At 31.2% G+C, this 14,711-nt stretch carries 12 protein-coding genes; 1 reads left to right on the plus strand and 11 read right to left on the minus strand.

From position 1 onward, the window contains the following. From CQ058_RS28995 to CQ058_RS29040, 10 genes are all read right to left on the minus strand, one after another. On the minus strand, positions 1–127 hold a 127-nt coding region (locus CQ058_RS28995), incomplete at its 3' end, for a helix-turn-helix domain-containing protein (protein ID WP_181150784.1). A 419-nt stretch (positions 128–546) separates the two neighbouring features. Continuing rightward, positions 547–1,764 (minus strand): MFS transporter, encoded by a 1,218-nt coding sequence (locus CQ058_RS29000; RefSeq protein ID WP_002191540.1) that lies wholly within the window; start codon positions 1,762–1,764, stop codon positions 547–549. Positions 1,765–1,908: 144 nt separating this feature from the next. Further along, positions 1,909–2,364: a GNAT family N-acetyltransferase gene (locus CQ058_RS29005; protein ID WP_002191541.1), complete on the minus strand. Its 456-nt coding sequence runs from the start codon at positions 2,362–2,364 to the stop codon at positions 1,909–1,911. A 14-nt stretch (positions 2,365–2,378) separates the two neighbouring features. Next, positions 2,379–3,440, minus strand: a complete 1,062-nt coding sequence (locus CQ058_RS29010) for an NAD(P)/FAD-dependent oxidoreductase (RefSeq protein WP_308729294.1) — start codon at positions 3,438–3,440, stop codon at positions 2,379–2,381. Further along, complete coding sequence (locus CQ058_RS29015) at positions 3,418–4,326, minus strand: branched-chain amino acid ABC transporter substrate-binding protein (protein ID WP_002191543.1); 909 nt, start codon at positions 4,324–4,326, stop codon at positions 3,418–3,420. The genes CQ058_RS29010 and CQ058_RS29015 overlap by 23 nt, the downstream gene beginning before the upstream one ends. A 66-nt stretch (positions 4,327–4,392) precedes the next feature. Then, complete coding sequence (locus tag CQ058_RS29020) at positions 4,393–6,408, minus strand: class I tRNA ligase family protein (protein ID WP_002191544.1); 2,016 nt, start codon at positions 6,406–6,408, stop codon at positions 4,393–4,395. Positions 6,409–6,424: 16 nt separating this feature from the next. Then, the gene (locus CQ058_RS29025; RefSeq protein ID WP_002191545.1) at positions 6,425–7,714 is read right to left on the minus strand and encodes a lysine N(6)-hydroxylase/L-ornithine N(5)-oxygenase family protein; all 1,290 of its coding nucleotides are present in this window, start codon (positions 7,712–7,714) and stop codon (positions 6,425–6,427) included. An 82-nt stretch (positions 7,715–7,796) separates the two neighbouring features. Then, a complete protein-coding gene (rocF, locus tag CQ058_RS29030) occupies positions 7,797–8,705 on the minus strand; it encodes an arginase (RefSeq protein WP_002191546.1) in 909 nt (302 codons plus the stop codon). 142 nt (positions 8,706–8,847) lie between these two features. Continuing rightward, the gene (locus CQ058_RS29035; RefSeq protein WP_002191547.1) at positions 8,848–10,122 is read right to left on the minus strand and encodes an ATP-grasp domain-containing protein; all 1,275 of its coding nucleotides are present in this window, start codon (positions 10,120–10,122) and stop codon (positions 8,848–8,850) included. Between the two features lie 395 nt (positions 10,123–10,517). After that, positions 10,518–10,865 (minus strand): cupin domain-containing protein, encoded by a 348-nt coding sequence (locus tag CQ058_RS29040; protein ID WP_002191548.1) that lies wholly within the window; start codon positions 10,863–10,865, stop codon positions 10,518–10,520. A gap of 814 nt (positions 10,866–11,679) precedes the next feature. Here CQ058_RS29040 and CQ058_RS29045 point away from each other — a divergent pair. Further along, complete coding sequence (locus tag CQ058_RS29045; protein ID WP_002191551.1) at positions 11,680–12,264, plus strand: SCO family protein; 585 nt, start codon at positions 11,680–11,682, stop codon at positions 12,262–12,264. A 246-nt stretch (positions 12,265–12,510) separates the two neighbouring features. On the opposite strand, the gene CQ058_RS29050 is transcribed toward CQ058_RS29045, so the two are convergent. After that, complete coding sequence (locus CQ058_RS29050) at positions 12,511–14,475, minus strand: M6 family metalloprotease domain-containing protein (protein ID WP_002191553.1); 1,965 nt, start codon at positions 14,473–14,475, stop codon at positions 12,511–12,513. Between the last annotated feature and the right edge of the window lie 236 nt (positions 14,476–14,711).

Here is a 14,711-nt window from a genome sequence, read left to right on the forward strand (position 1 = left end):
ATGCATTATCCCATAGAGATAGGAAATGATTGAATACAAAACGAGAACAGCCAATCGTTTTATTAATTAGGGTTGCTTGTGTTTTATTTGGATAGATACGAAATTTATATGCTTTATTAATCATCATTCATTTCACCTCCATTTCGGCATGTGTCTATTATATAACAAACATACATTCGATAGATAGTGAAGTAACAGTTTATGTATGTCGAACAATTAAGATGGCTTCCTGCCATCTCTTGTTCGAAGCCAATTCATCTTCCACCTACTTACCCTTGTGGAAGGATCCTTCTTAGCAAAAACAATATATATAACGACGTAAAATGAGCTAATACTCTCTTGTTTATATAAAGAATTATCGCGGATATTGTTTCATTTGAATTGGAAACAGGAAGATATATTGACTATTTTAATTATAATTACAGCCGAATTAAAAGAAATGAGTACTGTATAATACAGTACTCATTTCTACATAGTTATTTATACATTGTTTCTACATTATAAAATTCACTTCATTAGCTGTTCTTTTCATTTAATACGCTGCTATTAAAATGATTTTGGAGCAACTTCTTGTTGTAAAACTTCTATTTTTTTTCTATGATTTAGTTCGTTTAGATAAATTACCATCATTGTAGCAGCAACAATCGTACCTATTACTCCAAACAGATGGCCTGCATTCATAATCCCAATCCATTGAATAGGTAATGCTAACGTTAAAGGTAAAGCAGCTTTGGTAAACTGGAATGCTAGTGTAGATCGACTAGACCAAATAACCGTTTCTTCTTTTGTTTTAATAAAGTCAAACATCACAGTTCTTTGGTTGATACGTGAACGATTAAAAACAAAACCAAGCATAAATGAAACGGCAATTGCTAAATACCAGGAATGCACTAATCCTAAAGTAATATCAAAAACAGCAATTAATATAAAAATTGACCTTGGAATAAATTTTTCGAATTTCCCAACAAGTGTAGCTAATAAAGCCCCTAAACCTGCTGCAGCACTAACAAATCCATACTGCATAGGATCCCAACGATATACATCGTGAAATAAAATTGGTACTAAAAAATTAAATGAAGCAAGTTGTATTGTTAAAACAGCAATACCAGTAATTGTAATCCACAATATTTTTGAATTATCTATTGGATTTATTTTTTCAATATGATTTGATACAGGTTTTTTATTTTGCTGAACCTCTTTACTTTTTAATAGAGGCATCAGAAGAGGTAAAAATACCCCAATACCTAATGAGAATGCTAAACCATAAAGTACATTATTAAATCCACCTACATTCATCATAAATCCTGCTATTGCGTTCCCACCAAATGCTCCAATTTGTATTGCAGTTTGTAACATATTTGAAGCCTTTCCTGCTGGGATTTCTCCTGATAATACCATTTGAGACATATATGTTTCCAAACTTTGCGTAGATAAAAATAAAATAATAGAAAAAACACCTGCAAAAATATATAAAGTAAAAACATTAATGTGCTCACTATTTAAAAGACTTATTATAATCAGAATAATGCCGATACAACGGACACCAGAGAAAATTAACAATGGACTTTTTGTTAACCACATCTTAAGACTTTTAGAATATTTTTGCATAAAGAATGGTAACAAACTCATTAATGTTAATATAATTCCTAAATGAGTAACTGATCCCCCTTTATCCAAAATTGTCCAGGTTAGAGTTACTGTTAACATACCTTCCCCACAAAGAGTCAGCGCCAATAGTACTATAAATATAAATTGAATTGGCATTATACATTCCTTCTTTCTTATATCGGTTGTTTGACCTTAAATTTGTTTTAACTTGTTTAAAGAAAGGGATTTGAAAAATACATAACAAAATTGCACATTGAAAATATTCTGTTATATCCGCCCTAAATACTATTAGATTGTTATTTAAATACTGTAAACAATCCAATCACTCTTATTTGCCTTTTGTTTTTTATAGAAGTTTTGAGCAACCATATTATCTTTTGCGGTAACCCATTCCATATATGCATAATTATTGTCTTGGACGTACTTTTTACAAGTATTAAATAACATATCCCCAACACCCAATTTTCTATAATCAGGGATAACAAATAAATCATTCAAGATCATTGCTCTTCCCATACTTAACGTACTGAAAGTGGTATATAAAGTAGCAAATCCTATTGGCTCTTTATTAACCGTACAAACGTAGAATAATCCCAAATCTCTATTTTTTATTATAGTATTAACTAATTCATCTAAAGAACTTTTTTCATGCACCGGTTTTTCATAGAATTCCATATACATTCTAATTAAATTGATAACAGTCTCTCTATCATCATAAGTCGCTTCAAAAATTTCAATATTCTCGAGATTGTTCATAGTCTTTTCTCCCCCTATACTCCAGTAATCATTTTTGCTATTCTCTTACCAATACCAGGAGCCAACTTTACTCCACCACCACTCCAGCCAGTTGCAACGATTAAACCTTCTGCTTGTGGAAATTGTTCTATAATTCCTCGATTATCTGATGTATATGCATCAAAGCTTCTTCTTCCACCTATAAATAAGTTTTTATTTATATATGGCAATCTACTTTTTGAATTTTGAAGCATTTTTTCTAAGTCATTTGGGTCAATTGACATTTTTTTGTCCGGGTCAATATCATACTTATCTACTGGATATCCTACTAGAGAAGTACCTAGATTATCAGGTCTACCATATAATCCAGTACTATCATCTATAAAAATTGGATGGTCTTTTTGCCCTATTCCATCAAAGAAATGAATTTGAATAATTTTACTTCTTACTGGAATTTTAATACCTATAGTATCTAATATATTTCCACTCCAGGCTCCAGCTGCCACAACAATATGTTTACAATATATAGTCCCATAGGAGGTTTTAACTCCTACAACACAGTTATTATCCATTAAAATTTCTTTCACTTCGATTCCTTCACAAGCTAATGCACCTTTAGTTTTAGATGTTTCAATCCATGTATTCGTGGCTAACGATGGGCTAATGTACCCTGCTTGTTCCTCGTAAGCCACACAGGTGTTTTTAGGCAAATTTATAAATTCAAATTCTTTCTTTAATACTTCAGATGAAAGGATAGTAATTTTATGTCCAGAATTTTTAAGTTCTCCAATTTGCTTTTCCATTTTTATATGTTGTGTTTCACTTTCAACATATAACATTCCAGTCTGCTTAAATTTAACCTCTTCACTAATACTAAAAAAATCATTTATTCCTTCTTTCGCTATTTCAGTTAGATAGGGATCATTATGATAGACCCTTATAAAACCTCCTGATTGGCCTGTTGATCCACTACTAAAGGAATTTTTCTCTAATAAAATTGTATTTGTAATATTTTGCTTGGTTAAATAATACTGTATAGCTGCACCAATAATGCCGCCCCCAATAATAACTACATCAGCTGAATGTTTTATGATAATTCACCTCAACAAAAGATTTATCAATAACTTGTGCAATTATCCATGAAGCTCCTAAACGATCTCCATTGTTTGAAAATTTAATTGTAGAATTACCTCTCGCTAATTCATTGATTAAATTTTCTACATTAGATTCAATACAATCTAATAGATACGAAGCTGCAAGAAATGATGTTTCTACATAATCTTCTTTTGCCTTTATGGTAAAAGCATCATTGGAATAATCTTTAGCTAATTCTATAAATTCATCTACATAAGAATCATCTGAAGCTATAAAAATCCCTTTATACCCTCTCATCCTTAGTTCCTTTAGGTAAGTTGCAGAGTTAAAATGTGTCCCGGCAAAGAATATTGCATCACTATACTTATTATTTTCACTATTAAAATCTTCAATTCTAGTAACTTCTTTAAATAAAGAATTTGCATTTTGATACAGCAAATCTGCTAGGCTTTTTCCGTAAAATGTTTCATCAGAAACCGCCGCAATCGTTTGAATATCTTTAGTTTTCAAAAAATTAATAACAGTTTCAGCTTGTACCAAATCATTAGAACAAAACCTAAATACTAATTCTTCGTTATTAAGCGTAACGTCTAAATTAGTTGATGCAGGAACTAAGAATGGGATTTTCGCCTTGGAATAAAACGGTATTGCTTTTAAAGCACATGCGCTATTAAAGTGTCCAATTACAGCAACAACGCCTGATTCAATCATTTTTTTAGAGATATCTTTGATGGTATTTGGATCTCCTTTATCATCTTGATAAATCCATTCGATGTTACCAGCATTATTTAGCTTCGCACGATTTACACCCTCAATTAACATTTGACCGTATACAGACCTAGGACCTGAAAAAGGGCCTACTACTCCAATTTTTAGTTTCTCTTTCATAATTTGAGCTCCCTATATATTTTTTATTAGGAAATATAAGGAGGTAAGTACTACCTCCTTATATTATCAAATATTCTGAAGATAAAAACTGTCGTTTGTTTTTGAAAAATAATTCTTTTGAAGATTTACTTTCTGACCGGTAGGCAAAAAGTTTACTTCTTCATCCAACTGCATTTCAATATTAAATCCCAAATCCCCCCATAGCATTTTACCAAATGTAGGCATGATTGGGCTAGAAAATAATGCTAAAATTTTTGCAGTATATAATTCTAGTGCAATAGCAGTATTTCTTCTTTGTTGATTATTCTTTAATACCGTTAAAAACTCTTCTCCCGCCGAGAATTTCTTAACAATTCTAACTAATTCATTTAATAATCTAACTACCTTTTGGGGTGAAAATGTATTTGGTTCATATGCATTCATAATTTCATTCATAATTCGATTTACATGTTGATAATACATTAAATAGTTACCTGATAATGTCTCTAATTCTGGAGCACCATTTGGAAACTCTACTTCTAACTTGCATTTTAAATCATGTAACCAAGATTCCCATTCTTGGTTTAAGTTCGTATCTACAATATGATTAAATTCTTCCATAGTGAAGTTTGTTTCAACTGTTTCCGGCCTACTATAAGATAAATAATACCTTACAACATCATGTGAAGCATTTTCTAATAATTCTTTACCCCATACAGCATGTCCCCTGCTTGTTGAAAACTTAAGACCCTCTAGTTGATAAAATTCATTCGTTATCATTGTTTTAGGAAGAGTTATATCTTCACTATATGCTAGCCAAATAGCTGGGAAAAGCACTGAATGGAAATAACCATTATCATATCCAAAGAAATTAATGATAGTTGTATCTTGATTATTCCAAAAATCTCTTAACGTATACGAAAGATTTTTATCCTGAATTAATTCGTTTGTTGCAGATAAATATCCAGGTGCCATTTCAAACCATACATATATAGTTTGATTTTCATATCCTTCTACCGGAACTGGAATTCCCCAATCAGATACATGTGAAATAGGAATATCAGGCAAATCCTCATCTAGCATTCTCTCACATAATGCCGTTAAATGTGGCCCTATTTTTAATTCTTTGTAGTACTGTTTTAATTGTGTTTTATAATTACTTAATGGGAAAAATAGTTGTTTAATTTTAGATTTCTCTGGTTCGCTGCCACAACATTTACAGGTTGGGTTTAATAAATCAATACATAAATTAGGTCTACCACATTTTTCACAAGCGTTACCATCTGATAATTCATTACAATGTGGGCAATTACCTCTCACATAAGCTTCATAAAGGTGCTTATCGCATTGCTTACAGAATAGAGTGTCGACTTCTTTTTCTACTAATTTACCTTCATTCCACAGTTTTTCAAAAAACTCTTTGACAAACTCAATATGGAATGTTGAAAAATGAGGTTTTACAAAAATATCCGGATTAATTTCTGCTAGTCTTAATGTTTTTTCAATTTCATTAGCAAAATGATCGGCCGTTTCTCTAGGAGATTTTTCTAATTGTCCCGCCTTAAACGGCACATAGCTTTGATGATCATCCGCCCCACTCATATAAAAGACTTCATTTCCTTTAAGTTTTAAATATCTAGTTAAAATGTCAGCTCCTGTATATGGACCAGATAGGTGCCCCACATGTAAATCACCATTAGGTGTTGGTGGTGTGGCCGTTATTAAATACTTCTTTTTACCTGAATTTAACTTTTTGCTATTTTTTTTACTAAAAGTATTTTCCCACCATATGGTGAAGAATATCAAACTTTCATCTGATGTATTTTTCAAACTATGTTCTTCAAATGGTGGAATAAAGATGGCGTCCCCTTGCGTAACAGGTTCTTCTTTTTTACCCACTTTAACTATTCCTTCACCCTTAAAGATAATAAAAGTTTCAACTTCATGATGTCCATGAATTTTAGAAGTTTCTCCAGGTTCTATGATTCCCCACATTGCACCAAATGGTGAATCATACAATTTATTAGAATGCGGAAATAATCGTTGACACATAATATCATATTCATTTGTAAAAATCTGTGGATTTATCTTTTCAATATGCATCTTTAGACCCCCTATATTATGAAACTACGTTTTTAGTTTTTTCTTCTGTTAATGAATTATATTCTTGTACGGTTTTTAAAATTTCATTTGATCGAATAGATAAATTAGATAATAAAGTGTCACTAAGTCCATGAGTGCTTTCATTTACACCCTGCAAATAAATACCAGGTTTAAATTTATCCGTTGTTTCTAAACGATAATTTCGGGAAACTTCAATATTATCTGAAATGTACGAGTTAAGATTTTTTAATAAAGGATGGTTCTTTTTACTTTCGTACCCAGTAGCAAGAATTACAGCATCAGCTTCAATAACAATTTCTGTATGTTTAACTATGTCTTTGTAATAAACAACAGCTTTATCAGACAGTGTTTTTATCTCAGTTAATTCTAAAAATGGCTTTATTCTAAAACGATCTTCTCCATGGAATTTTTGGTTATATAAAGCTTTATTAATTTGACTAATTAAACTTCCATCCGCAGCTGCATAATTAGTATCACTGTGGTGTTTTAATAAAGCATCTCGATTTTTTTCTGGTAAAGAATAAATAAAATCAATCATATTAGCATCAAATATACGATTAACAAGCTTACTTTCATTTACAGCTTTATATGAGAAAGGTCTCATTGTTGCAGTGATATCTGATTTCGGATAATTATTGATTAGATGGAAAAATAATTCAGCTGAACTTTGTCCTGATCCTACAACTAAAAACTTATGAGCATCATCTTGTTTGAAATTATTAATTTTATTTTTAAATTGACTAGAGTGAAATACTCTACTATTATTCATTTCAATATTTACTGGAGTTCTTGGTGTTCCACCCGTAGCCAAAACAATATTTTTAGTAATATAGCTCTCTAATTGATTAGTTTCTGTATTTTGCACAATAACTTCTAATAATTCAACAGAATTTTCAGACATAACGGGGTCTACTGAAACTACCGATCTACTATAATAAACGTGTTCTTCTAATTGAGAGGCAACCCAAGACATATAATCATTGTATTCAAGTCTTGAAGGATAAAACTCTGAGAGATTAATAAAATCGCTTAGTCTCTCATTTTCATGTAAATAATTTAAAAATGAGAATTTACTTTTAGGATTTTTTAGAGTTACAAGGTCTTTCAAAAAGGAAATTTGAATATTTGTATTATCTAAGAGCATTCCAGGATGCCATTGATAGTGCGTTTTTTCTTCCAGAAAGATTCTTTCCATTGAACTATTTTCTTCTTCTATAGCAGTTGCTAAAGCTAGGTTAGCTGGCCCAAATCCAATTCCAATAACGTCATAGATTTTATTATTCATTTGACTCGTCCTTTTCGTTTTTTAAAATTCTCGTATATAATTTTAGTTTTTTATATTTTTAAAATTAATTTCAGAAAACATTTTATTTAGACATAGTAACCTTCTTACTTAAAAGTCCAGTAATAAGTTCAATTGTTGTGTTGACAGTAATATTATCTTTATCTAATATAGGGTTTATTTCCGTGAACTCTGCCGCTATTAGGTTTGTATTATTTTTTAACATATCAATTGCCTCTTTTGTATCATCTAAACTTAAACCATGTGGAACAGCTAATCCTCCTCCAGGAGCAAATTCAGGATCTAAAGCATCTAAATCAAATGTTAGATGAACTGCATCTGTATTATTATTGAGAATCTTAATCGCCTTTTCCATAATGTATTTTATTCCGTGCTTTCTCACATCGTCTGCTGTAAAAATTGTTACTCCTAAATTTTTGAGAAACTCTTCTTCCCCCGGGTCTAAATCACGAATTCCTATTTGTACGATATTCTTTGGATCAATTTTAGTTTCTTTCTCTAGAAAATCTTTAAATTTTTCGTTACCGTATCCTAAGAGAATTGCTAAAGACATCCCATGAATATTACCAGAAATCGATGTTTCAAATGTATTTGCATCCCCATGAGCATCAAACCAAATTACTCCTAATCGTTGTGTTTTTCTAAGAATTCCAGTTACAGTCCCAATTGCAATACTATGATCTCCACCTAAAACTAATGGGAAATGCCCTTTTTCCAATTCGTTCTCAACTGTTGAAGCAATATTTTTACATATATCAATTACTTCATTTGAAAACTCTTGTTTGACAATTCCATAATTTTTATTATTGGTTGAAGGAAGAGAAATGTCTCCTAGATCAACAAAATCAATTCCGATTTCAGTTAATTGTTTCGACATACCGCCATATCTTACAACATATGGTCCAAGGTCAACCCCTCCTATACTAGCTCCGAAGTAGGTAGGTGCTCCCAAAATTGATACCCTTTTATTCATATTGTTTCCACTCCATTTCTATAATTATACAAATCGGATTACTTGGTTATAAAGTGATACTATTAAATAATCTATCGATAAATCTAGGGGTTATATTCCTCATTTAAAACAAGGAATATAACAACCAGATTTAGCCAAGTTTTTATGCATGAACTGGAATTTCTAATTCTATATCTAATTGGTTATCTAATTCTCTAGCTCTTTCGCGCAATTTTTCTACATCAGATTTATCTTTATATGGTGCTCTTAATGAAAGTAAGCCCGTTATATCAAATCCTTTTGGAGCATGATGTACTTCAGATCCTACTTTAGCTACAGGATAGTAAGCCTTATACTCTGGCTGTTCAGCAACAATTCCCAATTCATTTTTCTTTATTATTCCAGATCTATATACAAATTTAATACAAGTACAAGATTTTGGTGTTGTAGATCTAGTTAAGAAAAATTCCACAATATCCCCTTTACAATCTAATAAACCAAGAATATTAACGGCTACTAAATCAATACCATGTACATCACGTATATTACGATAAACATGCCCGCCACTGATTCTAGTACTAAATTCTACAACTTTAAAATTCCCTTGCGTATCTCGGCGTAGTTCTACATTAAATAAACTGTTTTCAATAGCTAATTTTCCACATATTTCTTTAGCAATATTAACCACTATGTCTTCATCTACACCAACATACGGTAAAGTGTATTCATCTTCCTCGAAATATGGACCCATCATTTTATTTTTATTGTGAATTCCACCAAGGTAAAATTCACCATTTAAGACGACTCCATCAACTGTAATTTCTTCCCCAGTCAGAAATTCTTCTACTAATGCCACACATTGTTGTGTTTGGTTAAAATAGAATCCTTTATTTGTTTTAGAAAGATTAATAATTTTTTCTAATGAATTATTTAATTCTTCTAAACTGTTAACTAAATATACAGATTCACTACTAGCGGCCATAGTAGGCTTAATGATTACAGGGAAAGGAATATTTTCTATTTCTTTCTCTGCATCCTCTATAGAATTAATTTTTGCAAATTTAGGACTAGCAATAGAATTCTTTAACATAAACTCTCTCTGCTTTGATTTATCTCGAGATGTCGTAGCAGCTTCAACAGATAACGCCTTATTTTCAAAGTGTTCATTAATTTTAGCAGTTAAGACAATATCAGTTTCTTGCCAAGTCACAAAAAAACTAATTCCTATATCTTTTCCTTTTGTAAAAATATAATTTTCAGCATCTATTTCAGAAGCCTCTTCAAGTACAATTACTTCTTTAAAGCGCGCATCCTTTGTTTTACTTGGTACACTCGTAAACAAGTAAAGTTCATCAGATATTCTTCCAGCAGTTTCAATATGATCACCATGAATGCTATAACCTTTTCTCATGATGATTCCAATTTTTTTATTTTTCATATGTAATCTCCTTTTCTTCTCTGTATATGTTGATATCACGTTGTAATCGTATACTAAAACTTTTGATTGTTCAATAGATTATAAATATTTAGAAATATTTTTCCGTAAATATATTTTTATGTAAAAAAATACCAAAATCTCTCATGTTGAAAGGCATACAACTAGATATTTTCACTTGAAAAAAACAAAAAAAATTCATTAAAACGCTGTAAAGTTTACCTTTTTCAAACATAAATTTACTTATTTTAACATTTATGTTTTTTTCTATTAATTATTATTTATTGATAAAATTTATTTTTCTTTAATGGAATAACATACCTGCCTATAATTAGTTGTTGTCTAATTTAAACAAACTTGATAAAAAGACATTTATTTTTACCTTTCTTATTATGCAATTATCGCTGTAATTTAAAATCTTTTTCGCAAGAGTATTCAGCAGGTGCAAAGAAAACAAGTACCGTGAGATCTTCTTCAATGGTATGAAATCTATGTTTCATATTAGCCTTTACATAAATAATAGAACCAGATTCAACAAAAATATTTTCACTCTCTACTTCAAGTTGTGCTCTGCCATTGATAATATAATATACTTCATCTTCTGTATGTGGTTGTTGCATATCTAAAGATCCTGCTTTCAATTCATAAATTCCCATACTTAGATCTGTTTCATGCAAAAATTCATAATAATTTTTATCAATGTTTCTTTTTTCTCTTAAAATCTGAGTAAGTTGATAATTTTTCACTTGCTATCCTCCTAATTTTATTAAATTCTAGAATCAATTAACTAAGTCAACTTAATAAAAGGAATATATCAGGTATAATCTAAATTTCTTCACATGTGTCTAAAGAATTAATTAAAGATATATAAACTGCCAGCATAACAAAAAGAGATAGAAATAGTCCTATCTCTTTTCTACATAAGGAACATGCTTACAGATTATCCTTTCATTTCAATTCTTATTTTAATAGGCGAAATCTTAATATTCAATCTCTAAAATATTTTCTCAATATGTATAATTTAATCTTTAAATTATACTATAGTTAACTCTATTTTTAACACGTTATCCAAGTGTATGATGTTTTTTCACTCTTATGAAGGGTATTAATTCAAGAATCATACTGAGATGAATTTATTATTAGCATAATCAACAAGTCCTTAAATGACCTATTTATTTTTCCTTACATACAATACTTCTTATCAGATATAGAGTTTTGTATAACAAATTACTAGATAATATCTTCTTGTTTTACTTCACCTTTAGCATTTTATTATGATCCGTAAAATAAAGAAGTAATGTATGTAATAATGACATACCTAACAATCTTAATTACAAGTGGTATGGTGAACTATAAACATCAAAAAGGAGGCTATATGCATACTAGCATTATTATAAATAGTAATACAAATACTTTGGAACAAGGGTGGCATTCGGTTGTGTTAAGATTAATTCGATAGCTATCAAAATAAAAATTAACCTAAGTGAATACTACCGAGTGTTGGGTAGTTCATATAACCATTCCTTATAATTACTAAAAATTGAAAGGAGATAAATACATATGAAAAAAATGAACTTCATTAGATTACTTATACTTATATTCACAGTTATAGCTCTAGGAGCATGCAAGAATGCAGAACTCAACAATTCACTAAATTGGGATGTGCAAAAGTTCTCATTTACAGATCAAAATGGGAAGCAATTTGGATCTGCTGAGTTAAAAGATAAAATTTGGATAGCTGATTTCTTCTTTACAAGTTGCCAAACAGTTTGTCCACCTATGACAGCAAATATGGCAAAACTCCAGAGAATGTTGAATACGGACGGGATTAAAGATGTAGAATTTGTATCATTTAGTGTTGATCCTGAATTAGACACACCAGAAAAGATAACAGAATTTATGAAGATCTATGAAATGGATGGAAGTAGGACTCATTTCCTCACGGGATATAAAAGAGCAGATATTGAAAAGTTTGCTAAAGAAAACTTCCAATCACTTGTAACTAAACCAGAAAATGATACACAAGTTATACATGGCACAAGTTTTTATCTTATTGACAAAAATGGAAAAGTTCTAAAAAAATATTCAGGTGTCGAAAATACTCCTTATGACGAAATTATTCAAGACATTAAAAAAATTCGATAATAAAATTCTATTAAGTCAATAGTTTGAGGAAAGTGAAAGTTTACTTTCATTTTTAAAAAATATTTACAACAAGATTTGTAATTACTTTCTCAGTTTAAATAATCTTGTTGATTATGTTTTTAATATTAAGAATCAGCAAAAATTTAAGCATAATAAAAAGGTTATCAAATGCCGAACGAAACTCTCAGCAGATGATAACCCTTTGGAGTAGCGTATCAATGATTTAAATAGCTACTCACAAATATATTATTGAGCCACTCCAAATACATTAATTTCAGCCGCACTTGTCCATGGATTATTATTTACCTCGCTTAATGCACGTAGTCTAATATAACGACCTGTTTTGTTTGCAAAGCTGACTTCTTTCAAATTAGTATTATTTGCAAAAGCACCTATGGACACAGCTGTTCCCCAATTCACTCCATCACCACTGACGTAAAACTCATAGTCCTTAATCGTCCCATTTATTTGGCCGTCTTGCCTTGGCAGGTAGCTGAATTTGGAGAGGTTATAGGTCGTACCCAAATCAATTTGAATCTCGTGTGGCATTGGAGCAACAGGGCTCCAGTTTGTATGCCAAAATGTGTCTTTGTTTCCGTCAAAGGCATACGTACCTAAATTGTACCAATTATAGCTATCTACATATTTTAGTGTCCAGTTTGTCTGCGGAATTAAACTAGCTTCTTTTGTTGTGACTGCTACATTCATAGCAGAATTACTTGTACTTGTAGTTGTAATCGTTACTCCTGATTTTTCTCCCGTGTAGGTATTACTATTCGGATTGGTGTCTGGACCAAAGGTAGCAGCATGATTTTGATTCGTGTAATAGAACGGGTCTTGGTATTCACTGATGGATTGCTCTATATCAATGAAAGGATGAGGATCACTGGAATTATTATTCATAGATTCATCAATATGCCAAACCGCAATACCACCAGAATTTGTTGGTAAGCTCGCATCATATCCAACCTTTGCGCGATTCTCAACTAAAAAATACGTATTATCCTTTAAAGGAATCTTTAACACATTATAGTTATTTGGGATCGCATTTAGAGTAAAATTGTTAGTGGTATTTACTACATTTGGTGTTACAAATCCTAATTTTACTTTTGACCAAGCATCCATATGACCGGGTGTAGCTCCATAATCTTCTCCTTGAAGACTATTCCAAGATCCATTACCCATTATACTTAGACTACCCACATGATTATTATCACCATATAGATCTGGCAGGCCAAAGGAATGACCTAACTCATGAGCAGGGATACCAATCGTTGCCATATGACCATATTGTTTTTCACCCTGCGCTGTATACATGCCTGATACAGTAACACCATCGTGATTTGTATTGGGAGCATACGACTGATGTGCCCAAATATAAGGAAGTGGAGCACCAGGAGCAGCCTGTTCATTACCAGCAAGAAAACTTACAATGTAGAAGCCATCTTTAGAGTCAATGACTTGATCATTATTAGTATCCAAACTAGCAAAATTCACTTGAGAATCAGCTTTAACCAATGCATCTGTTATAACCGTACTCATGCTTTTTCCCGATGTACTCGGATGAGCGTAGTCTAATTTTATTTTAACTACCCCATCATTTTGCGTACCATATGCTTCGGAAGCTGGAGTGATCTGTACTTTTCCATTACTTACTTCATTATAGTAATTCTTTACTGACTTTTGATTTGTAGAAAAGAATTTGTTACTCCAATCGTTATCGTTATATGCAATATCAACATCTGTAAACCCAATCAACAAAACAAGTAATTTTTTGGTTCCTAAAACGGGAGTGACAGTTCCATCAATATTTTTTTGTGATTCTTTTTGTAATTTATTCATGTGCTCCTGTTTTTTCTTTGCTTGAGGGTTGTATTTCTTTATCCATTTGTTCAAATTGTTCTCATTTACCGCCATTGAAGGCTTCTTATCAATTTTATATTTTTTCCCCGTCGATTTCAGTTCATCTGATGTAAGCTCAGCGTAATTCCAATACCCCTTCTGATCTTGTAAAAGTACGTCGCCATCCTTTGTACTTACCCAATGGAACCATTCATCTCCATGTAACATGCCCTCAAAAAAATCGCCTGAAGGCTGCTTCATTTTGACAACTCCATCGTATGCTGGTGCGGCAAAAGCGTTCGTTTGAAAATACAAAACACAAATTAAAGAAAAAACGGACATGAACAGGAATTTAAAAATTCTTTGCATAAACTTTCCCCCTTTTTCAATGGTATGTGGAAGATTCTGTTGATAGCCAGACTAGATTCATACATGGAATAAATCGAGAGATACATCTGAATAAGACTAACAGAATACCTTTAATTATAATTACAATAAATTGAAAAAATGTTATTTTTTTAATTTAATTAATATTTTCTCAAGATTAGTCATTGAACTACCCCCACTTTCACTTCGTTTAGAAGTGAGGGATTCCTAAGTAAAGA

Source organism: Bacillus sp. MYb56 (assembly GCF_002976445.1).
Lineage (GTDB): Bacteria > Bacillota > Bacilli > Bacillales > Bacillaceae_G > Bacillus_A > Bacillus_A mycoides.

What these genes read in the sequence shown, in the direction of transcription:
- CQ058_RS29000 (WP_002191540.1), bottom strand. Translation starts at nt 1,764, where the DNA reads ATGCCAATTCAATTTATATTTATAGTACTATTGGCGCTGACTCTTTGT.
- CQ058_RS29005 (WP_002191541.1), bottom strand. Translation starts at nt 2,364, where the DNA reads ATGAACAATCTCGAGAATATTGAAATTTTTGAAGCGACTTATGATGAT.
- CQ058_RS29015 (WP_002191543.1), bottom strand. Translation starts at nt 4,326, where the DNA reads ATGAAAGAGAAACTAAAAATTGGAGTAGTAGGCCCTTTTTCAGGTCCT.
- CQ058_RS29020 (WP_002191544.1), bottom strand. Translation starts at nt 6,408, where the DNA reads ATGCATATTGAAAAGATAAATCCACAGATTTTTACAAATGAATATGAT.
- CQ058_RS29025 (WP_002191545.1), bottom strand. Translation starts at nt 7,714, where the DNA reads ATGAATAATAAAATCTATGACGTTATTGGAATTGGATTTGGGCCAGCT.
- rocF (WP_002191546.1), bottom strand. Translation starts at nt 8,705, where the DNA reads ATGAATAAAAGGGTATCAATTTTGGGAGCACCTACCTACTTCGGAGCT.
- CQ058_RS29035 (WP_002191547.1), bottom strand. Translation starts at nt 10,122, where the DNA reads ATGAAAAATAAAAAAATTGGAATCATCATGAGAAAAGGTTATAGCATT.
- CQ058_RS29045 (WP_002191551.1), top strand. Translation starts at nt 11,680, where the DNA reads ATGAAAAAAATGAACTTCATTAGATTACTTATACTTATATTCACAGTT.
- CQ058_RS29050 (WP_002191553.1), bottom strand. Translation starts at nt 14,475, where the DNA reads ATGCAAAGAATTTTTAAATTCCTGTTCATGTCCGTTTTTTCTTTAATT.